Here is a 22,144-nt window from a genome sequence, read left to right on the forward strand (position 1 = left end):
ATGGTCTTCCAACTCAACCGCCGCGTCCTGGTGATGGCGGTCAGTGCTTCGGTCCTGTTGGCCGGCTGCGGTGGGGTCAAGACGACCTCCACCGGCGGCGAGGGCGACTACCCGACCGGCAACATCCAGATGAGCGTCGGCGCGTCCCCCGGCGGCAGCACAGACCTGATCACCCGGGCGATCGCGGAGGGCGTCGGCAAGGAGCTCGGCGTCTCGGTGCCGGTGGTGAACAAACCCGGTGCCAACGGCGCGCTGAACGCCAAGGAACTGAAGGCCGCCAAGGCCGACGGTTACAAGATCGCCGTACAGAACGCGTCGCTGTTCACCATCACGCCGCTCGCGGTCTCGGCGAACGAGGCGGTCAAGATCGACGACTTCGACCTGATCACCGGGGTCTCGCAGGACGACTACATGCTGGCTGCGCCGGCGGCGTCCGGGTACAAGACGATCGCCGACCTGAAGAAGGCCGGGAAGAACATCAAGTACGGCACGACCGGTGTCGGCACCGGCGCGCAGCTCGCCTCCGCGTTGACCTTCAAGACCGCGGGCATCGCGGCGACGGACGTTCCGTTCGACGGCGGCGCGCCGGCGATGACCGCGCTGCTCGGTCAGCAGGTCGACGTTGCCACCTTCCAGATCGGAGAGGGGATCGAGAACGTCAAATCCGGCAAGCTCGTCCCGCTCGCGGTGTTCTCCGCCGAGCGGATCGCCTTCCTGCCGGATGTGCCGACCGCCAAGGAACAGGGCTACGACGTGGTGGTGTCGCAGTACCGGTTCCTGACCGCGCCGAAAGGCACGCCGGACGACGTCAAGGCGAAGCTCGCCGAGGCCGCGAAGAAGACCTTCGCCACCGACACGTACAAGAAGTTCAACGAGGCGAACTTCCTGACGCCGCGCGAGGTCGGGCCCGACGAGATCAAGAAGATCCTCGACGAGGCCACCGCCAAGTACAAGGCGCAGCTCGACCAGTACGGCATCTCGCTGGCGGCGAAGAAGTGAGTTTCGACGCCGAGGCCCTGCAGGCGGAGCTCGCCGAGGATCGTCCGCCGCACGGGGGACCGTGGTCCCAGCTCGGGGCCGCGGTCGTTGCCGGTGCGGTCGGTGTCGCCGGCCTGATCGGGTCGGTCACGCTCGGGCTGGGCCGGCTGACCCAGCCCGGGCCGGGTCTGTGGCCGTTCGTGGTGTGCGTTGTCGTCACCGTGCTGTCGATCGCGCTCGCACTGGTCGGGCGGCACGGGACGGACACCGAGAAGTTCTCGCGGGCGAGTGTGCAGACCGCGGTCGCCGTACTGACGCTCTTGATCTTCGCGGCCGTGCTGCCGTTGATCGGGTTCGAGATCCCGTCGTTGCTACTGACGTTCGTCTGGCTGCGGTTCCTCGGCAAGGAGTCCTGGGTGTCGTCGGTCGCGATCAGTGTGGGCACGGTTGCCGCGTTCTACGTCCTGTTCGTGCTGCTGCTGCAGATTCCGCTGCCCAGGTTGATCTGATGGACGGCTTCATCGATGGTTTCGGCGTCGTCCTGGAGCCCGCGAACCTGCTCTACTGCCTGATCGGCGTCGTCATCGGCATGCTGATCGGCGTTCTCCCGGGGCTCGGGCCGGCCGCGACGATCGCGATCCTGCTGCCGATCACGTACGGCGTGCCGCCGGTGTCGGCGATCATCATGCTGGCCGGCATCTTCTACGGCGCGCAGTACGGCGGCACGATCACGTCGGTCCTGCTGCGGCTACCGGGTGAGGCCTCGTCCGTGGTGACGGTGTTCGACGGGTTCGCGCTGGCCAAACAAGGACGGGCCGGTACGGCGCTCGGGATCGCCGCGATCGGATCGTTCATCGGCGGCACGGTGTCGATCATCGGGCTGACCCTGGTCGCTCCGGTGGTCGCGGGCGTGGCGCTCGACTTCGGTCCGCCGGAGTACGCCGCGTTGTCGTTGTTCGGCGTACTGCTGGTGGCGACCGTGGGGAACGGCGGCTGGTTGAAGGCGGTGATCGCGGCCGGGGTCGGGTTGCTGCTGGCAACGGTCGGGCGGGACACGTTCACCGGGGCGAGCCGGTTCACGTTCGACAGCCTGAATCTTGCCGACGGCATCGACTTCGTGCCGATCGCGATGGGGCTGTTCGGGCTCGGCGAGATCCTCTACAACCTGGAGGAACGCCACCACAAGCTGCAGACGCCGGCCGCGGTCGCGAACGTCTGGCCGTCGCGGGCCGACCTGCGGCAGGCGCGCGGCGCGATCGGTCGCGGTTCTGTGATCGGCTTCGTGCTCGGCGTACTGCCCGGTGGCGGCGCGACCTTGTCGTCGCTGGTCGCGTACGCGGTGGAGAAGCGGCGGTCGAAGCAGCCCGAGCGGTTCGGTCGCGGTGCGGTCGAGGGCGTCGCGGCGCCGGAGACCGCGAACAACGCGGCGGCGACCTCGTCGTTCATCCCGCTGCTGACGCTCGGGATCCCCGCGAACGCGACGATGGCGCTGATGTTCGGCGCGCTGCTGATCCAGGGCATCCCGCCCGGTCCGCAACTGGTGTCCGAGCACCCGGACCTGTTCTGGGGCGTGATCAACTCGATGTACCTCGGCAACATCCTGCTGCTGATCATGAGCATCCCGCTGGTCGGGCTGTTCGTGAAGATCCTCAAGGTACGGCCCGCCGTCCTCGCGCCGATCACGGTGCTGATCACGCTGCTCGGCGTCTACACGGTGGCGAACCAGGTGTTCGACATCTTCCTGGTGATCGTGTTCGGCGTCCTCGGGTACCTGATGAAGAAGCTCGGGTTCGAGCCCGGGCCGCTGGTGCTCGCGTTCGTCCTCGGCAGCGTGATGGAGACCGCGGTCCGGCAGTCGCTGCTGATCTTCGGCGGCAACCCGGCCGGTTTCTTCACCCGCCCGATCTCCGGCACGGTCCTCGTGGCGCTGATCATCGTCCTCGCCCTCCCCGCTGTCCGGGCGCTCGTCAGGCGCCAGAAGGAACGTGTATGAGCAAGATCTCCAGTGTCGAACTCACCCCGGTCGCCTTCGCGGACCCGCCGCTCCTGAACGTCGTCGGCGTCCACGAACCGTACGCGCTACGCACGATCGTCCAGGTGCGGACGGACGACGGGCTGGTCGGACTGGGGGAGACGTACGCCGCCGACGACCATCTGGAGCGGTTGCGGGCGGTCGCGGAGGTGCTGCCCGGGCTGGACCCGTTCGACCTCAACGGATTGCGGCAACGCGTACGCGACGTACTGACATCGGGTGGTGCTCAGGTGGGCGGGATGCTCAACCTGCAGGATCCGGCCGACGTGGTGCTGTCGCCGTACGAGGTGGCGTTCCTGGACATCCAGGGGAAGCAGCTGGGTCGGCCCGTGGTGGATCTGCTCGGTGGGGCGGTTCGGGACGAGGTGCCGTTCAGCGCGTACCTGTTCTACAAGTGGGCCGCTCATCCAGGTGGTGCAGAGGATGCGTGGGGTGCGGCGCTCGATCCGGACGGGATCGTGCGGCAGGCCCGGAAGATGATCGACGAGTACGGGTTCACCGCGATCAAGTTGAAGGGCGGCGTGTTCCCGCCGGCGCAGGAGGCCGAGGCGGTCCGGGCGCTCGCCGACGCGTTCCCGGAGCACAAGCTGCGGATCGATCCGAACTGTGCGTGGACCGTCGACACCTCGGTACAGGTCGCTCGGGAGCTCACCGGCGTACTGGAGTATCTGGAGGACCCGACGCCCGGGATCGACGGGATGGCGGCAGTTGCGCGGCAGGCAGCGGGCACAGGGATCCCGTTGGCGACCAATATGTGCGTGATCGCGTTCGCGCATCTGAAGCCGGCGGTGCTCGCGGACGCGGTGCAGGTGGTGCTGTCGGATCATCACTACTGGGGCGGGTTGCGGCGGTCGCAGCTGCTGGCCGGGATCTGCGACACGTTCGGGATGGGGTTGTCGATGCATTCCAACTCGCATCTCGGGATCAGCCTGGCCGCGATGACGCATCTGGCCGCGGCGACGCCGAACCTGACCTATGCGTGCGACACGCATTACCCATGGAAGACAGAGGACGTGATCAAGCCGGGTGTGCTGGCCTTCGAGTCGGGGAGTGTGCGGGTGCCTCGTGGGCCTGGGCTCGGGGTCGAGCTGGATGTCGACGCGCTGGGGGTGTTGCACGAGCAGTACCTGGCGTGCGGGATCCGGAAGCGGGACGACACGACGTACATGCGGACGGTGGATCCGGGGTTCAGTCCCAACACTGCACGCTGGTAGTCACACCGGCCAGCCGTTCGCGGAGAGGGCGTTCAGCACGGCGGTGCGCTGCGGGTTGAGCGGGACGTACAGGAGCGGTTTGCCGTCCGGGCCGCGGAGGCGGGCGTAGCGGCGGCCGACCTTGGTGGAAGTCACCGCGGTCCGCTGGACGACCTGCGAGGCGAGTGCTCCGTGGGTGACCGACACACGGTCCGGCGCGATCGTGACGGTCAGGGTGACTTTGAGCGCGTGCCGGATCGAGATGACGACCAGCGCGAGGGCGAGCGCGATGCTTGGGCCCAGTACGGCGATGATGATCGCGGTCGGCGACGCACTGGCGAACGCCAACGCCATCACCCCCATCCCGACCACGACCGCAAGCCCCACCACAAGCTTCGGACTGAGCCCGCGACTGGTCCACGGCAACGGACCTCGTTCCCCATCCCGAAGCACAACCCGAGTCGCCTGCTCCACCGAGCGGTTAGCAGAAGGTGTTTCCGGTGGGGCCGGGGGAATGGTGGGCGACGGCATAGGCCAACCCTCGGCGGTGGCGGCTTGGGTGAACTCTTCGAGGTCGAAGCGGGCCAGGGGAATCACGCCGGTCGAGGTCATGCCGTCGAGGTAGAGGTGCGGCTGGCCGCGGTGGTCTGCGACGCGCAACGTGCTGTCGTCGTTGCGGACGAACTCCCACGACGTACCGGAAGCGCGCAGTGCGGTGATGCGATCGGGCCGCACCTCGATCCAGTCCGGATGCCGGCGTACCGCCCGCCCCGCGATCACGAACGCGACCGGAATCAGCAGCACCGCGATGACCGCCATCACGATCGCCACCTGCCAGATCCCGTTGGCGAACTCGAGAACCGCGAACGCGCCCAGCACGATCGTCCCGCCGAATTCGACCCGCTTCCGCGGCGGGACCGGCTTGCGGGCGTGCACGAGCTGCGCCATGCCGGCAACGCTATCCGGCGGTGTGGGTCAGCAACCGGTGCCGAGTACTCGACAGATGTACCCGCATCGCGGCCCGCGCCGCCTCCGGCTCGGACCGCGCGATCGCCGCGCTGATGTTCTCGTGCTCGTGCACCACGCGGATCAGGTGGTCCGGGTCCGACATCTCGTAGGCCGGGTCGAGCCGGGTCCGCGGCAGCATGATCATCATCGGCCCGAGCTCCCCGATCAGATCCCCGTAGAACCGATTGCCCGAGGCAACGGCAACCTTGAGGTGGAACGCGAAGTCGGCCTCCACCGACCGCCCCGGATCGTCGCCGACCCGCCGGAAGTCGTCCAGCGCGCGCTCGATCCCCTTCAACTGATGATCGGTACGCCGGGATGCCGCCAGCCCCGCAGCCTCGCTCTCGACCCCGATCCGGAAGTCCATCAGGTCGAGGACGTCGCGGTGCGAGCGGACCGCGCGCAGTCCCGGCGTACGATCCGGCACCTCCAGCACGAACGAGCCGCGTCCCTGGAACGTCTCCACCAGCCCGGCCGCCTGCAGCCGCGAGACCGCCTCGCGCACGACGGTCCGGCTGACCCCGAACTCCTCGACCAGCCCGTTCTCACCCGGTAGCTTCTCGCCCGGCGCGATCCGCCCGCTGAGAATCCGCCGCTTCAGATCCTCGACGATCTGATCCGCCAGACCACTCACCGGAACTCGCAGCTGTCCACGGTCCACCTCGCGCACTGCTCGGTCGTGGTGAAGCCGAGACCCGGACGGTCGGGGACGAGCATCCGCCCGTCGACCGTCTCCAGACGCTCGTTGAACAAGGGATTCAGCCACTCGAAGTGCTCGACCCACGGCTCGCGCGGGTACGCCGCCGCGAGGTGCAGATGGATCTCCATCGCGAAGTGCGGTGCGAGCTGCAGACCGTGGTGGTCGGCCAGCGTCGCGAGTTTGAGGAACGGCGTGATGCCGCCGATCCGCGGCGCGTCGGGCTGGATGATGTCGGCCGCCCGGGCCTCGATCAGCCGGACGTGCTCGCCGACGCTGGACAGCATCTCGCCGGTCGCGATCGGGGTGTCGAGGGCTGCCGCGAGTTCCGCATGCCCGAGCGCGTCGTACGCGTCCAGCGGCTCCTCGATCCAGACCAGATCGAACTGCTCGAGCACCCGGCCGATCCGTAGCGCGGTCGGGCGGTCCCACTGCTGGTTCGCGTCCACCATCAGCGGTACGTCGTCGCCGAGGTGTTCCCGGACGGCGCGAACACGATCCAGATCGATCCGGCTGTCGGGCTGGCCGACCTTGATCTTGATGCCGCCGATCCCGTCGGCGAGCGACTTCGACGCGCGCTCCTGCACCTCTTCGATCGGGGCGTGCAGGAACCCGCCGGAGGTGTTGTACGCGCGGACCGAGTCGCGGTGCGCGCCGAGCAGCTTGGCGAGCGGCAGATCCGCGCGCTTCGCCTTCAGGTCCCACAGCGCGATGTCGATCGCGGCGATCGCCTGGGTCGCGACACCGGACCGGCCGACCGAGGCGCCGGCCCACAGCAGCTTGTCGTACACCTTCGCGATGTCCGACGGATCCTCTCCGATCAACCCCGCCGCGACTTCCTTGGCGTGCGCGTACTGCGCGGGTCCGCCGGCCCGCTTCGAGTAGCTGAACCCGATCCCGTGCTGTTCCTGCTCGGTCGCGATCTCCGCGAACAGGAACACCACCTCGGTCATCGGCCGCTGCCGCCCGGTCAGCACCTTGGCGTCACTGATCGGCTGGTCGAGCGGGAGGACGACGGACGAGAGCTTCACCTGGCGGATGCGGTCCATGGGCAGTGATCATACAAGTGGTCAACTTGTACTACAACAGGCTCGTTTGACATCGTCGTAACACCAGGTGACCGCCGTGGAAACACGACCGGTACAGGCTGCTGCCCGCCGACAGTGCCGACAGTGTGGTCGTGCGCGCCCGCCTGCCGCCATCTGGGGAAGGAAGCAGCCAATGGACGTCTCGGAGAAGCTGCTCCGGTCGTTTGCGACGATCGACACGGACGACGACGGACGGATCTGGTCCTGGGAGTTGCTCAACACCCTCGGCCGGGCCGGGATCATGCCGGACGATCCGCGGGTGCGCGCGGCGCTGGACGGTGTCCGCGACGCCGCCGGCCGGCCGGCGATCACGCCGTACTCCCAACCGGTGCAGATCGACTTCGACACGTTCGCCGAGGTCGGGCAGCACGCGGTGATCCAGCGAACGCTGACGGGTGAACTCGCGGTTCCCGCGGACGAGTTCGAGGAGTTCGCGCACGCGGTGGAACGGATCCACACCGACCTGCTGCACGAGCGGTCCGGCGCGGTCGCGGACTACATCCCGACCTTGCGGGACGCCGACCCGGAGAAGTTCGGCATCGCGATCTGCACCGCGGACGGCCAGGTGTTCTCGATCGGCGACACCGCGGACGAGTTCAGCGTCCAGTCGACGTCGAAGCCGTTCAGCTACGCCATCGCCTTGGAGCAGCTCGGCCCGGAGGAGGTGCACCGCTGGATCGGCCAGGAGCAGAGCGGCGGGCCCTTCAACGATCCGTTGCTGTCGCTGGGGCGGGACGGCAGGCCGCACAATCCGATGATCAACGCCGGAGCGATCGGGACCCTCGCACTGGTCGACTCCGGCAAGGATCTGTCCGACCGGTTGACCACCGTCCAGGGAGCGTGGGCGGCGATGACAGGCGACCGGCCACAGCTGCACGGCCCGACGTTCGCGGCCGAGCGGGACACCGGATTCGGCAACGCCGCGTTCGCCAACGCGCTGGCGAAGGCGGGGAAGCTGTACGGCGCCAGTCCGACCGACCGACGTGCTCCGGAAGACGCCAACGAGTTCTACACGATGGTCTGTTCGCTCACCATGAACACCGAGCGGTTGGCCAGGGCCGGTGCCACGCTCGCGGGCGGTGGAGTCGCACCGTTGAGCGGCAAACAGGTGTTCTCCCCGGAGACCGCCGCCCGCGTGCTGTCCGTGATGGGCCACAGCGGGATGTACAACGACTCCGGACAGTTCTCGAACCAGGTCGGGCTGCCGGCGAAGAGCGGGGTGTCCGGCAACGTCTTGATGGTGGTGCCGTCGAAGCGCATGGCCGTCGTCGTGTTCTCGCCCCGCTTGGACGCGGTCGGCAACTCGGTGCGTGGGGTCGAGGTGTGCAAGCGGCTCGTCAACGAGTTCGGCCTGCACCCGTACCGGAGCATGGGTGCCGAGCGCGGCCGCGGACAGCTGGTCGGTGCGCTCAACGGCGCCGACCGGCGAGCCGAGGCGGCGAGCGCCGCCGACCACGCCCTCGGCGGCCTGCCGAGACCAGGATCCCCCCGCCCGACCACCACACCGGGCATCAGCCCCGAGCAGCCCGCCGTCGCGGCGAGCACTCGCCCTGGAGTCAAGCCCAGCCACCAGCTCTGATCCCCAGGCCATCACAACCGAACGGCCCCCGGCACGCTGAGCGTGCCGGGGGCCGTGTGTCGCTGTTGTGATGGCGTGGCGGTCGGCTACTCGACGGTGACCGACTTCGCCAGGTTGCGCGGCTTGTCCACGTCGTGGCCGAGGGCGACGGCGGCGTAGTACGCGATGATCTGCAGCGGGATCGTCAGCAGGATCGGGTCCAGCTCGGGCTCGTTCTTCGGTACGACGATCTTCGCCGCGACCCCGTCCGGGATCTCGACGTCCGGGTGCGTGACGACGTACAGCGGGCCGGAGCGGGCGCCGATCTCGTGCAGCGCGCCGATGTTGCGGTCCAGCAGCTCGTCGTCGGGGACGATCGCGACGCTCGGCACGTCCGGCGAGATCAGCGCCAGCGGGCCGTGCTTCAGCTCGGAGGTCTGGTACGCCTCGGCGTGCCGGTACGAGATCTCCTTCAGCTTCTGCGCACCCTCCCGCGCCACCGGGTACCCGCGGGTCCGGCCGACGAAGAACAGCGATTCGTGCTGCGCGAGGCGACCGGCGATCTTGGCCAGCTCCTCTTCCTGCGCGACGATCGCGGCGATGTGCTCCGGGAGCTTCTTCAGGCCGTCGATCAGCCGGCGGCCGTCGGCGGGGGAGACGTCCCGGATCCGGCCGAGGTGGATGCCGAGCATCGCGAACCCGACCGCCATGTTGGTCAGCGCCTTCGTCGACGCCACCGAGACCTCCGGGCCGGCGTGCAGGTAGACACCGCCGTCGACCTCCCGCGCGATACTCGAACCGACCGCGTTCACCAGGCCGATCACGCGACCGCCCTTGCGCTTCAGCTCCTGCACCGCGACCAGGGTGTCCAGGGTCTCGCCGGACTGCGACACGGCGACGTACAGCGTGTCCCGCTCGACGACCGGATTGCGGTACCGGAACTCCGAGGCCGGCTCCGCGTCGGCGGGGATCCGCGCGACCTCCTCGATGAACTGCGCGCCCATCTGGCCCGCGTAGTACGCCGAACCGCAGCCGAGGATCTTGACCCGCTTGATCTCCCGCGCCTCGCGGGCGTCCATGTTCAGGCCGCCGAGGTGCACGGTGTGGAAGCGCTCGTCGAGACGGCCCCGGATCACCCGGCCGACCGCGTCCGGCTGCTCGTGGATCTCCTTCATCATGAAGTGCTCGTGCAGACCGCGCTCGAACTCCTCGGCCTCCCACTCGACCGTCTTCGCGGTCTTGGTGGTCGGGGAAGCGTCCTGGGTGAAGGTGCGGTAGCCGTCGGCGCGGACGGTGGCCAGCTCGCCGTCGTCCAAGTAGACGACCTGGCGGGTGTAGCGGATCAGCGCGGCCGCGTCGGAGGCGATGTGCATCTCGCCGTCGCCGATGCCGAGGATCAGCGGGCTGCCGTTGCGGGCGACCACGATCCGGTCCGGGAAGTCGAGGTCGATCACCGCGATGCCGTAGGTGCCCTCGATCCGGCGCAGGGCGGCCATCACCTTCTCCTCGAGGGTGCCGCCGTCGGCCTGCTCGATCAGGTGCGCGAGCACCTCGGTGTCGGTCTCGGAGCGCAGCTTGACGCCGGCGTCCTCGAGCTGCGAGCGGATCGCCCCGGCGTTGTCGAAGATGCCGTTGTGCACGACCGCGATCCGCTCGTTGCCGCTGGCGTGCGGGTGCGCGTTGTCCTTGCTCGGGCCGCCGTGGGTGGCCCACCGGGTGTGGCCGATGCCGAGCTTGCCGCCGAAGCGCTTCGGCAGCGACGCCTCCAGCTCACGGACCCGGCCGGCGTCCTTGTGCACCTTCAGCTCGCTGGACCCGAGGACGGCGACGCCCGCCGAGTCGTAGCCCCGGTACTCGAGCCGGGCCAGTCCGTCCACCAGGATGGGCGCGGCCGGCTTGGTGCCGACGTACCCGACGATTCCGCACATGTAGTGGTGCCCTTCGTAGGTCTGCTGTGGACCCGGTCAGCCGTAGACGATCCGTCGCAGCTGCCGGGCGGAGAGTTCGGGTGAGCGGACCGGCCAGTGCCGGAGCTCGGTGCCGAGGCGGGCGAAGATCTCGTCGTTGCGGGCCCCGTAGGTCTGCAGCTCTCGGTGCCGGCGCCGGACGTACTCCTCGGTCGTCTCGGTGAAATAGGCCAGTACGTCGGCGACCACGCGCCGCGCGACATCCGCCGACAGTCCGGTCGTCCGGCTGACCTGATCGGCCAGCTCGTCGACCGGCTCCACGGCCGCCGCCTCACTGATCACCCGTTAACCATGCAGTCTTTCCGGGGGCAAAGCCAAGCATCTGCCCGAAATCGGGCAAATATGCTGATTTGTCAGGAGTTTGGGTGCGTGTTGCGCTTGCGGGTGAGCAGGACGACGAGGACTATGACCAGCACCGCCACCAGCGCGCCGACCGGGACGATCAGCCAGACCAGCCAGTCGAAGGCACCCGGCGGTTCCGGAGGGGTCGACGTCATCGGGGGACTCCTGTTCAGAAGAGGCGCAGGACGTCGGACTCCATGCCCCGGAGGGCGTCGTAGTCGACGGTGAGGCAGTCCAGGCCGCGGTCGGTGGCGAGGAACTGTGCCTGCGGCTTGATCAGCTGGGCGGCGAAGATACCGCGGACCGGGGCCAGCAAGGGGTCGCGGTTCAGGAGTTCGACGTACCGGGTCAGCTGTTCGACGCCGTCGATCTCGCCGCGGCGCTTGATCTCGACCGCGACGTGTTTGCCGTCGGCGTCGCGGAGCAGCAGGTCGACCGGGCCGATCGCGGTCGGGTACTCCCGGCGTACCAGCGTCCAGCCCTCGCCGAACGTGTGGACGTGCTCGGCGAGCAGCTCCTGCAGGTGCGCCTCGACGCCGTCCTTGATCAGGCCGGGGTCCGTCCCGAGCTCGTACGCCGTGTCGCTGTGCACCTCCTCGATGGTGATCCGCAGCTCCTCACCCGCCTTGTTGGTGACGCTCCAGACCCCCTCGTCCTCGGTCAGCTTGCACGGCGGCGACATCCAGTTCAGCGGTTTGTACGACCCGCCGTCGGCGTGGATCAGCACGGACCCGTCCGCCTTCACCATCAGCAGCCGGGGCGCCATCGGCAGATGAGCCGTCAGCCGCCCCGAGTAGTCAACAGAACACGTAGCAATCACCAAGCGCACGAGAAAGCACCGTAGTGCACCGGCCCGCCGGAGTGGGAAGGTGGTGAGCATGATGCCGAAGGTGAGCGACGAGGCGGTCGCCGCGTACGACGCGGTCGCGGCCGGGCTCGAGGCGGCCGGAGTGGTGCGCGGCAGCATGTTCGGGATGCCGTGCCTGAAGGCCGGCAAGAAGGTGCTCGCCGGGATGTACGGCGACGCGATGACCTTCAAACTCCCGCCCGGGCCGCGGGAGAAGGCGCTGACGGTCCCCGGTGCGGAGCAGTTCGATCCGGGGATGGGTCGGCCGATGAAGGAATGGGTAAAGATCCCGCTCGAGCAGTCCGCCGTCTGGCCGGACTACGCCGCCGAGGCCCTGGAGTACGTCGATCGATGAATCTCATGTGTCCTGCCCGCATCCTGCTGCTGCCCGGTGACATCCAGGACGCCGTGGTCGGTGAGCGGATCGCACAGGTGTACGCCGGGCCGTTCGAGGCCGCCGCGGGCGCGCGACTGGCCGAGGCGCTCGCGGTGCGGTTGACCGTCGTACCCGAGCTGACCCAGCAGCCGGACGCCGAACTGCGGTCGATCGCCGACCTGCATCGCGGCGAGACCGTGGTGGTCCTCGGGCTGGACCTCGGCCTCACACTGCCTGCCGTCGTCGAGCACACCGGCGACGGCTGGACCCGGGTCGCCTCGGACAACGAGCTCACGCTCGCGGCGTACGAACAGGCCGCCGGCAAGTTCCGCGACTCGATTCCCAAGGAACCCAACCACCTGCTGATCGACCTGCTCGCCGAACGTCTCGCAGCGGGCGGCAAGGTGCTCGAGCTCGGCAGCGGCACCGGCAAGGACGCGATCGAGCTGGAGAGCCGCGGGTACGTCGTACGCCGGACCGACGCGACGCAGGCGTTCGTCGACATGATGCGCGCCGACGGGTACGCCGCCGACCGCTTGAACGCGATCACCGACGACTACGGCGGCCCGTACGACGCCGTGTACGCGAGCGCGGTGTTCCTGCACTTCGATCGCGCGCAACTGGCCGGCGTACTGCGGAAAGCGGGCCGGGCCGCGCCGGTGCTCGCGTTCGCGACCCGGGAGGGCAAGGGCGAGGAGTGGTCGAAACGGCACCTGGATCTGCCGCGGCATTTCGTTCTCTGGCAGGAGGAACCGCTGCGTGACCTGCTGACCGCGACCGGATGGACGGTCGCGCGACTCGAGCGCGGCGATTCGAAGATCGGCACCTGGTTCGAGATCCTGGCGACGCGCTCGTGATCCGCGCGGGCGTCGTACTGCTCAGCGAACACGGGATCGCAGCGATCGAGCGGGTGCGCGACGGGCGGACGTACCACGTGCTGCCCGGCGGTCAGGTCGAGGACGGGGAGAGTCCGGCGGAGGCCGCGCGCCGGGAGGCTCACGAGGAACTCGGGCTGCTGGTCAAGATCCGTGCCGCGGTCGCGGTCGTGCACCTCGGGGACAGCACGCAGCACTACTTCGTCGCGGACGTGATCGGCGGCGAGTTCGGTACCGGCGACGGTCCGGAGATGGGCAGCGCGGCCGACTCGGAGCGCGGGAGCTATCGCGCCGTGTGGCTGCCGGTGACGGACCTCGCCGCCTGCGACCTCAAGCCGCGACCGATCGCCGCCGCACTCGAGGGTGCCCCTGACCCGTGGTGGCTGCTCGACGGCTGGATGGCAACGCCGGTCGTCATCGACGAGGGCGGGTGAGCTCGACGGTGCCGCGGTTCGTCGATGGTGATGTGGCTCTGGCGATCGTCAGTGCCAGTGGTGGACCGGCGACCGCGAAGGTCAGCAGGGCGATGCGCAGGCCGTAGTCGTTGGCGGCGGATCCGATCGCCGCGATGGTCACGATGGCGACGAAGCAGCCCCAGAGGTAGCGCCGTTCGGTCACTGCTCGTTCGAACCAGGCCGGTGCTACCTGGCGGCGGGCGACCACCACGGCGAGCAGATACAGCAGCAGGAGGCCGGCCAGCCAGAGGTGCGGCCCGGCGGACAAGGAGCCGAACGCGTAGCCGGCCTTGCGGGTCACCACGCCGAGACCGTCACCGTTCAACAGGTCTTCGACGAACCGACCGGCGTGTGAGCGCGATGCGGCCGGGCGAAGCCAGTCGAGCACACTGACCAGGGCCACGGCGACGACCGCCGCGGCGCCGGTGAGCAGCAGACGGACGACGCCGATCCGCCGTCCGAGGACATCGAGGGTCAGCAGGACGAACGCCGGGACGATCGCGAACCCGCCGCCGACGTCCGCTCCCCACGTCGGCCAGGCGTCGACCGCGACCGTCACGAGCCCGATCGCCGCGACGGCAGCGGCGGCGACCGCGGTACCGGATCGGGACCGCAGCCAGCGGGCGACGCCTGCCGCGAAGAGCACGGCATGTACGGCGAACACGACGAACGTGGTGTTGCCGAACCCGTAGTACCGGCCACCCGACAGCGGTGACGGACCGAGCGGGCTGCCGTGGTGCAGGACGGTCCCGGTGATTGCGTCGAGGGCGAGGACGGCGACCGTGATCCCGGCGAGGACGGTGACGGCTCGGGGGAGTCGCCGGAGCGCGAAGGCCAGCGCGACTGCGCCGAGGAGCATGCCGAGCCACAGGGCCGCGAGCGGTACAGGCCATCTCCACCACTGGATGAGGCGGACCAAGTACGAGCACAACGGCAGAGCGGCGAGTACAAGCAGGCTGAACTCGACCGTCCGCGTCCTCCGCCCGGCGCGCCGGAGTACTGCCAGCGCGGCGATCGCCAGGAGCACCGCCGCGGCCAGGCCGTTGACGAACCAGCCGGAGCTGCGGCGCAGGTCGCGGTCGCGGTGTGTGACGTCGGCGAGCTTCGCGGCGGTGTCCGCTGCTGACGGGCGGGTGCCTGTGGCGATCAGCGGTGCGCCGGTGAAGTCGTTGGGCTCGGGCACACCGGCCGCGGCGACGATCGTCGACGGGATGTCGAGGAGTCGCACGATGCCCTGCCAACGGGTCGACTGGGCGGTCAGGTAATGGCCGGCGGCTCGGGGGCCGGTGACGAGTACGGCGCTCATCGCCAGGGTCGAGTGCAGTGGCTGGGAGACGCCGAGCACGATCACGGTCGCGGTCGGCGGTGCCTTCTCGAGGACCTCACGGACGGTGTCGTCGGCCTGCCGGAGGGCGCGGCCGGGATCGCGGCGACGGTCGAGTACGCCGGCGTCGACCATTGCCACCGGGCAGTCCCAGCGTGCGGTCTCCGCGGTGGGGTAGTACCTGGCTACCTGGCCCTGGCGGGTGGCAAGGGCCAGCGCGGCGCCTGGGCCGACGGCGGTGGCGCAGACGTTGTTGTCGGCGAGCGTCGTACCGAGTAGGCCCAGCGTTGGGTCGTATACCGAGTCGCGCTGGGCCTGGACGAGACCGGACCAGCCGTCCACGGTGCCGTCGGTTACCGAGGGGAGCGCCGTACAGTCGCGGTCGCGGTGTGGCTGGGGATCGGTCGCCGCCCGGCCAGCCGAGAGGGAGAGCCAGCCGTCCAGCGGGCAGGGTGGCGAGTGCACGGTACGGACCGTCATCGCCGCGGCCCCGGCCCCGTCCTCAAGCATCCTCCACAGCGTCGGCGCGCCTTCCTCGGTCAGGTTGTCCCAGGTGAGCCCGGCAATCCCGACAACCACCACCGGCGCCGCAACCGCCGCACCCGGAACCGCCGCTGCTGGGTCCTCCGCGGCTGCTGCCGTTGTGGGCAGGCAGAGGAGGGTTGCGGCTGCGGCCAGGGTTCGGGCGAGCATGCGGTCAACTATCGGCTGCAGTGAGGTCAGGCGGGTGGTCAGGCGTGTGAGGTTGACCTCGCCGGTGACCCAGCTCATGGGCGGACCAGTCATCGGACTGGCATAGTGCAGAGCATGGCTCGGGAATTGACGACGGTGGGTGTGGTGGGTCTCGGCACGATGGGCGCCGGGATCGCCGAGGTGTTCGCGCGCAACGGCCTGACGGTCGTCGGCGTCGAGCGTGACGAGGAGGCCGTCGAGCGCGGCCGCGGGCACATCCAGCACTCGACCGACCGCGCCGTGAAACGCGGCAAGCTGTCCGTCGAGGACCAGCAGGCCCTGTTCGACCGGGTCACGTTCGCCACCTCGCTGGAGGCACTGGCGGACTGCGACCTGGTGATCGAGGCCGTCGTGGAGCGCCTCGAGCTGAAGCGCGAGATCTTCGCCGCGCTGGACAAGGTCGTCCGCGACGACGCGATCCTGGCGACCAACACCTCGTCGTTGTCGGTCACCGAGATCTCCGTCGCCACCCAGCGCCCGCGGCGCGTCGTCGGCATGCACTTCTTCAACCCGGCGCCGGTGCAGGAGTTCGTCGAGGTGATCAAGACCGTGGTCACCGAGCCGGACGTGGTCGAGGACGTGCAGGCGCTGGCCCGCCGGCTCGACAAGGTCCCGGTGGTCGCGGCGGACCGGGCCGGGTTCATCGCCAACGCGCTCCTGTTCGGGTACCTGAACCACGCGGTCTCCATGGTCGAGTCGCGCTACGCGACCCGCGAGGACGTCGACGCGGCGATGCGGCTCGGCTGCGGTTACCCGATGGGTCCGCTGGCGCTGCTCGACCTGATCGGCCTCGACACGGCGTACGAGATTCTCGACACCATGTACAAGCAGGGCCGCAACCGGCTGCACGCCCCGGCGCCGATCCTCAAGCAGATGGTGACCGCGGGCCTCCTCGGCCGGAAGACCGGTCGCGGCTTCTACACCTACGAGTCGCCGGACTCGCCGGTCGTGGTCGACGACGAGCACACCCCGCACCAGAACGGCGACGAGGTCGTCGTACGGACGGTCAAGCAGGTCGGTGTCGTCGGCTCCGGCACGATGGCGGTCGGCATCGTCGAGGTGCTCGCCAAGGCCGGGTACGACGTGCTGTACGTCGCCCGCGGTACCGAGAAGGTCGACCGGGTCCGCGGCGTACTGGAGCGCTCGCTGGAGAAGGGTGTGCAGCGCGGCAAGCTGTCCACCGAGGAGCGCGACGCGGCGCTGCGCCGGGTGACCGGTACGGCGAAGCTCGACGACCTGGCTTCGGTCGACCTCGTCATCGAGGCGGTGGTCGAGGAGCTGAGCGTCAAGCAGGCGCTGTTCGAGACGTTCGACGAGATCTGCAAGCCGGGCGCGATCCTGGCGACCACGACGTCGAGTCTGCCGGTGATCGACCTGGCGATGGCGACCAAGCGGCCGGGTGACGTGGTCGGGCTGCACTTCTTCAACCCGGCGCCGGTGATGCAGCTCGTCGAGGTCGTCAGCACCGTGAGCACCACAGCCGAGGTCGCCGACACGGTGGCCGCGGTGGCAGTTGCCGCAGGCAAGCACCCGGTGCGGTGCGGCGACCGGGCCGGATTCATCGTGAACGCGCTGCTGTTCCCGTACCTGAACGACGCGGTCCGGATGCTCGAGGCGCACTACGCCGGCGTCGACGACATCGACGCCGCGATGAAGCTCGGCTGCCGCCTGCCGATGGGCCCGTTCGCCCTGCTCGACGTGGTCGGGCTGGACGTCTCGCTCGCCATCCAGCGCACGCTCTACCTGGAGTTCCGCGAGCCCGGCTTCGCCCCGGCCCCACTACTGGAGCACCTCGTCACGGCCGGCTACCTCGGCCGCAAAACCGGCCGCGGCTTCCGCGACTACTCCAACTGACCGGACCCGTCTCGCTAGTCTGGCCCCATGCCGGACGAGCACGGGAAGCACATCACCGAGGCGCTGAGCGGGCGGTTCGTCGCGCCGTTGTCCGATGACGAGCGGGTCGAGCACGAGCGGGCGCGGGTCCTCGTCCGGGCGGTACTGTCGGCGTACAACGGGCTGATCGCCTCCGAGACCGACGAGGCTCGTCGACGTGAGCTCGAGACGGAGCGCGCGGTGCACACCGAGCGGTTCCGGCGCTTCGCGGCGCTGTCGGCCGAGGAGCGGTCCGAGATCCTGCGCACCTACCCCGAGCTGCTGGACCGGCTACGCACCGAATGATCGACCTCACGCTCACCCCGGGCGAGTCCGAGCAGCTGATTGCCCGTCGGACCGAGGAGATCATGCCGCCCCGCCGTCCCGTCCGCGGTCCTGGCATCCAGCCGCTGGCGGTGGTGATCGGCGGGCAGCCCGGTGCGGCGAAGTCGACGGTCCAGGATCGGGTGCACGCGGCGCTCGGCGTGGACACGGCGGCGACGTACGAGGCCGATGACGACGCCCAGGCCCATCCGCGGTTCCAGGAGGCGACGCGCGACGATGGGTTGGACGCGCACGGCGAGGTGGTTCAGAGCCTGCCCGAGAACCTGAGCCAGCGGTGCCTGGACAGTCTGCTGACCGCGGACCCGCCGTACGACGTCGTGACGAGTGCGTGGCTGGAGACCCCGGAGCGGGCGCAGCAGACCCTGGAGCCGTTCCGGAACGCCGGCCATCGGGTGGTGGCCGTTTATGTCGCCACGAACGAGGCTGACAGTCTGCTGGCGATCGCGGATCGGTACCAGCAGGCGAAGGACGCCGCCGGCAACGGGCGGTGGGTGGATCCGCGCATGCACAACGCCGTTTACCAGCGAGTGCCTGACGCTGCGCACGCGGTGGAGACCCTGGGGTACGCCGACGACATCTACGTCGTGGACCGCGCGGGGAACGTGCTCTACGAGAACCACCGCCGGGCGGACGGCTCGCTGGAACGCGAGCCCGGGGCACGCGAGGCGATCGTTGCCGAGCGCAACCGCCCGCCGACGCCGGCGGAGCAGCAGCGATTCGTGGGTACGGCGCGCGCGTTGCGGGAGCGGGGTGACGAACTGGAGCCCGCGGTCGACGACGTGGTCCGCGAGGCGATGCGCAAGCAGGTCGAGCGCCCTGCAGCGATGCCCTCGCAGCCCGCGCCGGATCGAGCCCCGCAGATCGACGGACAACTGGCCGAGCTGCGGCGGGTGACAGGCGCAGGCGTCGCCCCGGCCGGCGGCATCCGGCCCCCGGACACGGCAAACACACCACCCGGAGCACCTCAGACCCCCGATGGCACCCGGCCCTCAGGACTCGGGAGCGGAGCCCGCCGACCAGACGGCGGACGGCCGCCCGCGGGCCCGTCGGTGGATCGGTGAGGCAGGGTTCTACTGCTCCGGCTGAGCTGGCCGTCTCGCTAGGCTGGTGACATGCCGGACGAGCCGCGGAAGCACCTCACCGACGCAGTCGGCGGGCGGGCGGGTGTGCCGCTGAGCGATGTGGAGCGGGTGGAGTGGGAGCGGGCTCGCAACCTCGTTCAGAGTGTGGCTTCGTGCTACAACTCGCTGGTCAGTCAGGCGACCGACCCCGATCGGCGGGCCGAGCTCGCCGCTGAGCTCGCGTTTCACGACGGCGAGCTTCGTCGGCTCGGCACGATGTCGGGTGCGGAACGACGTACCGTGATCGGCACCTATCCGGACCTGCTGGCGCGGTTGCGTACCGAGCTGGACGGATGATCGCCGGTACGAGGCCGGACCTCGGGCTGCACGAGGCGAAGGCGGTCCTCGCCCGTCGGATGGCCGAGATCACTCCACCGGAACCGCCGGTGCGGTTGCCCGGGCAGCGGCCGCTGGTGGTGCTGCTCGGCGGGCCGCCGGGGTCGGGCAAGTCGACCACCCAGTGGCTCCTGCAGGCATCGCTCGGTGCGAACTCGGTGGCGGTGTACGACCTCGACGACGACATCACGGCGCATCCACGGTACGACGCGATCATGCGCGCGCGGGGAATGCGTGGCGCCGACGACATCGCCATCAACCTGCCCAGGGGCATGATGGTGCGCTGCCTCGAACACCTCCGCCATGGCGAGCCGCAGTACGACGTGATCGCCAGCGCACCGCTCCACCGGGTGCCGTTGGCGACGAACTGGGTGGACGGCTTCCGCCGCGAGAACTATCGCGTCGCGCTCGCGTACGTGGTGACGCACGACGCCAACTGCCAACTCGGCCGGGCGGCTCGGTACCAGCAGGCGCTCGACGACACGGGCATCGGCCGGTGGGTGCGACCCGAACTCGGTGCTCAGGCGTTCCGGCTGGTGCCCGACACCGCGCAGGAACTCGAGTGCCTGTCGTACGTCGATGACCTGTACGTCGTCGACCGTGACGGGTATGTGCTGTACGAGAACCATCGCACCGCCGAAGGCCTGCTGCCGGAGCCGTGGCTGGTCAAGGAGTCGATCCTTGCCGAGCGCAACCGTCCGCCGACAGCGGCCGAACACGAGCAGTTCCTCGCGACCGCCGTACCGCTGCTTGAACGTGGCGACGCGTTGGCGGCACCCGTCATCGGGGAGGTCCGGGCCGCGATGGACAAGCACGAGGCGCGCGGAGCGCCGCGGCCGCGCGAGCTGGTGCTTCCGGGCCGACTCGACCAAAGGGTGAGCGACCTGAGGAGGATCACCGGCGCCGGCATCGCCGCTCCGAGTGTCCACCTCGGACGGTCGGACGGGGCGCGCGGTCCGGGTTCCTCTCGTCACGTCCCGGGACACGCCCGGGATCGCTGACCCGCTGGCGCTGGCAGACTCGGGTGGGTGCGGAGGCGTTCGGGCGGGCGGGAGATGGTGTCGGTTGCCGGTCTGCTGCTGGTGGTGGTGACGGGGCTCGGGCTGATCATGATGCCGCGGGTGGTCGGTGCTGACTGGCCGGGGTGGACGTCGATGATGTTCCTGGTGGCGGTGCTGGTGATTCCGACGGTCTGGGTGCTGATCGGCATCTCCACGGGTACGGCGTCCGTGGCGCAGTGGATCGCGGTGCTCGGGGTCGGGGCGGTGCTGGTGCGGGTCGCGTGGTCGACGTACGACGCCGGTCCGGCGCTGCTCCTCGCCGTACTGCCGCTGCTGACCGTCGTAGTGGTCCTCACCGCGGTCCTCGCGTACTCGTGGCCGCGAGCAACGACCCGCGAGGTGCGGGACTGTGCGCACCGCAACGGGTGGCGCATCGTCGACCCGCGCGAACTGCGGTTGCCGTCGCTCCCGCTCCCGGTCGGCCGGACCTGGAGCGCCCGGAACGTCGTACAGACACCGGACGGGCTCGCCTTCGAGGTCCGGTGGCTGCAATGGAGCGGACTACTGTGCCGTCGGCGCCGCCTGAGTGTCTTCGTCGCAACGCTGCCGGTCGAGTTGCCGGCGATGGCGGTACGGCCGGGCGGGCTGACCAGATCGGATCTCACGCTCGAGAGCGCCGAGTTCAATCGGAGCTTCGACGTGATCGGGGACGAGCCCCGCTACCTCATGGCGGTCCTGCATCCGCGCACGATGCAGGCGCTCCTGGATGCGCGCCCGGTACGGCTCGCCATCGAGGGGACGGCGCTCGTGCTGTCCCGCGACGAGCCGCTGACGGCCGAGTCGTTGACGCAGGGGCTCAGGTCGCTGGCCGGGATCCGGGTCCCGCAGCACGTGTACGACGACTGGGGGCAGCGCGCCGCGGAACCCGGCCGCGGTCTGCGGTTCCGCGGGCGCCGCTTCGATCCGTCACCCGGTGCGGCACTGCTCCGGATGACCACTCTCGCGACCGGGCTCCTCGGCCTGACACTGCTCTGCTGTCTGGCCGCCGCGGCGACGGAGGCCGACTTCGATCCGCCGCATTCCGTGGGGCGGCTACTGATCGCCGGCGCGTTGCTGCTCGCGATCGCGGCGGCAGGTGCGTTGTCCCGGCGGGTTCACGGCTCCATCTCGGCGTAGTCGCCGCAGGGGCCGCCGCCGATGGCTTCGGCGAGGACGGTTTCGCGGCGGTCGGGGCGGATCAGCGGGTTGTAGAAGGCCGCGATCTCGACGCTGTCCTCCGGGATGTAGTGGAAGATCAGTGCCCGCCGGAAGCGGTCGTCGGTGGAGTTCGGGCGGGAGCCGTGGACGACGCTGCCGTGGAAGAACAGCACGTCACCGGCGGTCATCTTGGTCTGCACCTGGCTCAGACCCTCCGGTACGGCGACCTGTCCCGTGCTGAAGGACTCGGTCAGGTCGGCCGGCTCGGGGCAGAGCAGTTCGGTCCGGTGCGAGCCGGGCACCACCTTGAGTCCGCCGTTCGCCGAGTCGACGTCGTCGATCGCGATCCAGGCCGCGAGGCACGTCTCCGGGTCGGCGCGCAGGAACAGGTTGTCCTGGTGCAGCGCCTGCCCGCGGGCACCCGGCGGTTTGAAGTAGAACATCGACTGGGCCCCGAGCGCCGGGCCGATGAGCGCCTGCACGACATCGAGGATCCGGCTGTCGAGCATCAACTCGAGCGCGAGCCGCCCGGCCTCGGTGTCGGTCCGCCGGTGCGGGTGCACGAACCGCGGGTACCGGGCCAGCGGATCGTCGTCCGGCACGCCGTCGTCGTGGGCGAGCGAGAGATCTGCCGCCACCTGCTCCATGTAGACCTGTTTGATCTGCTCGACCTCGGCGGGATCGAGCAACTGGGGGACCTGGACGATGCCGTCCCGCTGGTAGATGTCCGCGACGGTCATGGGGCCTCCCGGCCTGGACTGAGGAGTGGAGGGAGCGAAGCGACTGGAACGACGAGGGAA

Annotated in this window: 23 protein-coding genes; 14 read left to right on the top strand and 9 right to left on the bottom strand. The window is 69.6% G+C overall.

What is annotated here, in order from left to right; genetic code table 11:
* From E0H50_RS21715 to E0H50_RS21730, 4 genes are read left to right on the top strand one after another with little or no spacing between them, the layout of a single operon-like run.
* Positions 1 to 999, top strand: a complete 999-nt coding sequence (locus tag E0H50_RS21715; RefSeq protein ID WP_131291417.1) for a tripartite tricarboxylate transporter substrate binding protein — start codon at positions 1 to 3, stop codon at positions 997 to 999.
* A complete protein-coding gene (locus E0H50_RS21720; RefSeq protein WP_131291419.1) occupies positions 996 to 1,487 on the top strand; it encodes a tripartite tricarboxylate transporter TctB family protein in 492 nt (163 codons plus the stop codon). The genes E0H50_RS21715 and E0H50_RS21720 overlap by 4 nt, the downstream gene beginning before the upstream one ends.
* Positions 1,487 to 2,971, top strand: coding sequence for a tripartite tricarboxylate transporter permease (locus E0H50_RS21725; protein ID WP_131291421.1), 1,485 nt, complete (start codon positions 1,487 to 1,489; stop codon positions 2,969 to 2,971). The genes E0H50_RS21720 and E0H50_RS21725 overlap by 1 nt, the downstream gene beginning before the upstream one ends.
* Entirely contained in the window at positions 2,968 to 4,224 is a 1,257-nt protein-coding gene (locus E0H50_RS21730) for a glucarate dehydratase family protein (protein WP_131291423.1), read from the top strand. Before E0H50_RS21725 ends, E0H50_RS21730 begins: the two co-directional genes overlap by 4 nt.
* Here E0H50_RS21730 and E0H50_RS21735 read toward each other — a convergent pair whose 3' ends face one another.
* Genes E0H50_RS21735 through E0H50_RS21745 form a run of 3 tightly spaced genes read right to left on the bottom strand, consistent with a single transcriptional unit; the run spans position 4,225 to position 6,957 of the window.
* On the bottom strand, positions 4,225 to 5,151 hold the full coding sequence (locus E0H50_RS21735) for a hypothetical protein (protein WP_131291425.1): 927 nt from the start codon (positions 5,149 to 5,151) through the stop codon (positions 4,225 to 4,227). It lies immediately after the preceding gene.
* Positions 5,152 to 5,161: 10 nt separating this feature from the next.
* The gene (locus tag E0H50_RS21740; RefSeq protein WP_131291427.1) at positions 5,162 to 5,845 is read right to left on the bottom strand and encodes a FadR/GntR family transcriptional regulator; all 684 of its coding nucleotides are present in this window, start codon (positions 5,843 to 5,845) and stop codon (positions 5,162 to 5,164) included.
* Positions 5,842 to 6,957 (bottom strand): L-talarate/galactarate dehydratase, encoded by a 1,116-nt coding sequence (locus E0H50_RS21745; RefSeq protein WP_131291428.1) that lies wholly within the window; start codon positions 6,955 to 6,957, stop codon positions 5,842 to 5,844. The genes E0H50_RS21740 and E0H50_RS21745 overlap by 4 nt, the downstream gene beginning before the upstream one ends.
* Positions 6,958 to 7,129: 172 nt before the next feature.
* On the opposite strand from E0H50_RS21745, the gene glsA reads away from it, so the two are divergent.
* The gene (gene glsA, locus E0H50_RS21750; RefSeq protein ID WP_131291430.1) at positions 7,130 to 8,575 is read left to right on the top strand and encodes a glutaminase A; all 1,446 of its coding nucleotides are present in this window, start codon (positions 7,130 to 7,132) and stop codon (positions 8,573 to 8,575) included.
* An 86-nt stretch (positions 8,576 to 8,661) separates the two neighbouring features.
* Here glsA and glmS read toward each other — a convergent pair whose 3' ends face one another.
* The 4 genes from glmS to nucS form a co-directional block, all read right to left on the bottom strand.
* Complete coding sequence (gene glmS / locus E0H50_RS21755; RefSeq protein WP_131291432.1) at positions 8,662 to 10,482, bottom strand: glutamine--fructose-6-phosphate transaminase (isomerizing); 1,821 nt, start codon at positions 10,480 to 10,482, stop codon at positions 8,662 to 8,664.
* A gap of 36 nt (positions 10,483 to 10,518) precedes the next feature.
* A complete protein-coding gene (locus E0H50_RS21760) occupies positions 10,519 to 10,803 on the bottom strand; it encodes a hypothetical protein (protein WP_238151128.1) in 285 nt (94 codons plus the stop codon).
* A gap of 71 nt (positions 10,804 to 10,874) precedes the next feature.
* The gene (locus E0H50_RS43050; protein ID WP_165547242.1) at positions 10,875 to 11,018 is read right to left on the bottom strand and encodes a hypothetical protein; all 144 of its coding nucleotides are present in this window, start codon (positions 11,016 to 11,018) and stop codon (positions 10,875 to 10,877) included.
* A gap of 14 nt (positions 11,019 to 11,032) precedes the next feature.
* Positions 11,033 to 11,692, bottom strand: coding sequence for an endonuclease NucS (nucS, locus tag E0H50_RS21765; RefSeq protein WP_130387417.1), 660 nt, complete (start codon positions 11,690 to 11,692; stop codon positions 11,033 to 11,035).
* 49 nt (positions 11,693 to 11,741) lie between these two features.
* On the opposite strand from nucS, the gene E0H50_RS21770 reads away from it, so the two are divergent.
* Genes E0H50_RS21770 through E0H50_RS21780 form a run of 3 tightly spaced genes read left to right on the top strand, consistent with a single transcriptional unit; the run spans position 11,742 to position 13,395 of the window.
* On the top strand, positions 11,742 to 12,065 hold the full coding sequence (locus tag E0H50_RS21770; RefSeq protein ID WP_202868263.1) for a hypothetical protein: 324 nt from the start codon (positions 11,742 to 11,744) through the stop codon (positions 12,063 to 12,065).
* On the top strand, positions 12,062 to 12,943 hold the full coding sequence (locus tag E0H50_RS21775) for a class I SAM-dependent methyltransferase (protein WP_131291434.1): 882 nt from the start codon (positions 12,062 to 12,064) through the stop codon (positions 12,941 to 12,943). The genes E0H50_RS21770 and E0H50_RS21775 overlap by 4 nt, the downstream gene beginning before the upstream one ends.
* Entirely contained in the window at positions 12,940 to 13,395 is a 456-nt protein-coding gene (locus E0H50_RS21780) for an NUDIX hydrolase (RefSeq protein WP_165547243.1), read from the top strand. Before E0H50_RS21775 ends, E0H50_RS21780 begins: the two co-directional genes overlap by 4 nt.
* Here the strand turns inward: E0H50_RS21780 and E0H50_RS21785 are convergent.
* Positions 13,376 to 15,526, bottom strand: a complete 2,151-nt coding sequence (locus tag E0H50_RS21785; protein WP_131291438.1) for a hypothetical protein — start codon at positions 15,524 to 15,526, stop codon at positions 13,376 to 13,378. The two genes, E0H50_RS21780 and E0H50_RS21785, sit on opposite strands and share 20 nt — an antisense overlap.
* Positions 15,527 to 15,547: 21 nt before the next feature.
* Here E0H50_RS21785 and E0H50_RS21790 point away from each other — a divergent pair, with 21 nt between their 5' ends.
* From E0H50_RS21790 to E0H50_RS21815, 6 genes are read left to right on the top strand one after another with little or no spacing between them, the layout of a single operon-like run.
* On the top strand, positions 15,548 to 17,326 hold the full coding sequence (locus tag E0H50_RS21790) for a 3-hydroxyacyl-CoA dehydrogenase family protein (protein WP_131291440.1): 1,779 nt from the start codon (positions 15,548 to 15,550) through the stop codon (positions 17,324 to 17,326).
* Between the two features lie 27 nt (positions 17,327 to 17,353).
* Positions 17,354 to 17,650, top strand: coding sequence for a hypothetical protein (locus E0H50_RS21795; protein WP_131291442.1), 297 nt, complete (start codon positions 17,354 to 17,356; stop codon positions 17,648 to 17,650).
* Positions 17,647 to 18,750, top strand: a complete 1,104-nt coding sequence (locus tag E0H50_RS21800) for a zeta toxin family protein (RefSeq protein ID WP_131291444.1) — start codon at positions 17,647 to 17,649, stop codon at positions 18,748 to 18,750. The genes E0H50_RS21795 and E0H50_RS21800 overlap by 4 nt, the downstream gene beginning before the upstream one ends.
* 51 nt (positions 18,751 to 18,801) lie before the next feature.
* On the top strand, positions 18,802 to 19,107 hold the full coding sequence (locus E0H50_RS21805; protein WP_131291446.1) for a hypothetical protein: 306 nt from the start codon (positions 18,802 to 18,804) through the stop codon (positions 19,105 to 19,107).
* On the top strand, positions 19,104 to 20,147 hold the full coding sequence (locus E0H50_RS21810; RefSeq protein ID WP_131291448.1) for a zeta toxin family protein: 1,044 nt from the start codon (positions 19,104 to 19,106) through the stop codon (positions 20,145 to 20,147). Before E0H50_RS21805 ends, E0H50_RS21810 begins: the two co-directional genes overlap by 4 nt.
* 27 nt (positions 20,148 to 20,174) lie before the next feature.
* Positions 20,175 to 21,323 (top strand): hypothetical protein, encoded by a 1,149-nt coding sequence (locus E0H50_RS21815; RefSeq protein WP_131291450.1) that lies wholly within the window; start codon positions 20,175 to 20,177, stop codon positions 21,321 to 21,323.
* On the opposite strand, the gene E0H50_RS21820 is transcribed toward E0H50_RS21815, so the two are convergent.
* A complete protein-coding gene (locus E0H50_RS21820; protein ID WP_131291452.1) occupies positions 21,302 to 22,084 on the bottom strand; it encodes a phytanoyl-CoA dioxygenase family protein in 783 nt (260 codons plus the stop codon). The two genes, E0H50_RS21815 and E0H50_RS21820, sit on opposite strands and share 22 nt — an antisense overlap.
* Between the last annotated feature and the right edge of the window lie 60 nt (positions 22,085 to 22,144).

The sequence above is a fragment of the Kribbella sindirgiensis genome (assembly GCF_004331435.1).
Classification (GTDB): Bacteria; Actinomycetota; Actinomycetes; order Propionibacteriales; family Kribbellaceae; genus Kribbella; species Kribbella sindirgiensis.

What these genes read in the sequence shown, in the direction of transcription:
- E0H50_RS21715 (WP_131291417.1), top strand. Translation starts at nt 1, where the DNA reads ATGGTCTTCCAACTCAACCGCCGCGTCCTGGTGATGGCGGTCAGTGCT.
- E0H50_RS21725 (WP_131291421.1), top strand. Translation starts at nt 1,487, where the DNA reads ATGGACGGCTTCATCGATGGTTTCGGCGTCGTCCTGGAGCCCGCGAAC.
- E0H50_RS21730 (WP_131291423.1), top strand. Translation starts at nt 2,968, where the DNA reads ATGAGCAAGATCTCCAGTGTCGAACTCACCCCGGTCGCCTTCGCGGAC.
- E0H50_RS21735 (WP_131291425.1), bottom strand. Translation starts at nt 5,151, where the DNA reads ATGGCGCAGCTCGTGCACGCCCGCAAGCCGGTCCCGCCGCGGAAGCGG.
- E0H50_RS21745 (WP_131291428.1), bottom strand. Translation starts at nt 6,957, where the DNA reads ATGGACCGCATCCGCCAGGTGAAGCTCTCGTCCGTCGTCCTCCCGCTC.
- glsA (WP_131291430.1), top strand. Translation starts at nt 7,130, where the DNA reads ATGGACGTCTCGGAGAAGCTGCTCCGGTCGTTTGCGACGATCGACACG.
- glmS (WP_131291432.1), bottom strand. Translation starts at nt 10,482, where the DNA reads ATGTGCGGAATCGTCGGGTACGTCGGCACCAAGCCGGCCGCGCCCATC.
- E0H50_RS43050 (WP_165547242.1), bottom strand. Translation starts at nt 11,018, where the DNA reads ATGACGTCGACCCCTCCGGAACCGCCGGGTGCCTTCGACTGGCTGGTC.
- E0H50_RS21770 (WP_202868263.1), top strand. Translation starts at nt 11,742, where the DNA reads ATGATGCCGAAGGTGAGCGACGAGGCGGTCGCCGCGTACGACGCGGTC.
- E0H50_RS21775 (WP_131291434.1), top strand. Translation starts at nt 12,062, where the DNA reads ATGAATCTCATGTGTCCTGCCCGCATCCTGCTGCTGCCCGGTGACATC.
- E0H50_RS21785 (WP_131291438.1), bottom strand. Translation starts at nt 15,526, where the DNA reads ATGACTGGTCCGCCCATGAGCTGGGTCACCGGCGAGGTCAACCTCACA.
- E0H50_RS21790 (WP_131291440.1), top strand. Translation starts at nt 15,548, where the DNA reads ATGGCTCGGGAATTGACGACGGTGGGTGTGGTGGGTCTCGGCACGATG.
- E0H50_RS21795 (WP_131291442.1), top strand. Translation starts at nt 17,354, where the DNA reads ATGCCGGACGAGCACGGGAAGCACATCACCGAGGCGCTGAGCGGGCGG.
- E0H50_RS21800 (WP_131291444.1), top strand. Translation starts at nt 17,647, where the DNA reads ATGATCGACCTCACGCTCACCCCGGGCGAGTCCGAGCAGCTGATTGCC.
- E0H50_RS21805 (WP_131291446.1), top strand. Translation starts at nt 18,802, where the DNA reads ATGCCGGACGAGCCGCGGAAGCACCTCACCGACGCAGTCGGCGGGCGG.
- E0H50_RS21810 (WP_131291448.1), top strand. Translation starts at nt 19,104, where the DNA reads ATGATCGCCGGTACGAGGCCGGACCTCGGGCTGCACGAGGCGAAGGCG.
- E0H50_RS21820 (WP_131291452.1), bottom strand. Translation starts at nt 22,084, where the DNA reads ATGACCGTCGCGGACATCTACCAGCGGGACGGCATCGTCCAGGTCCCC.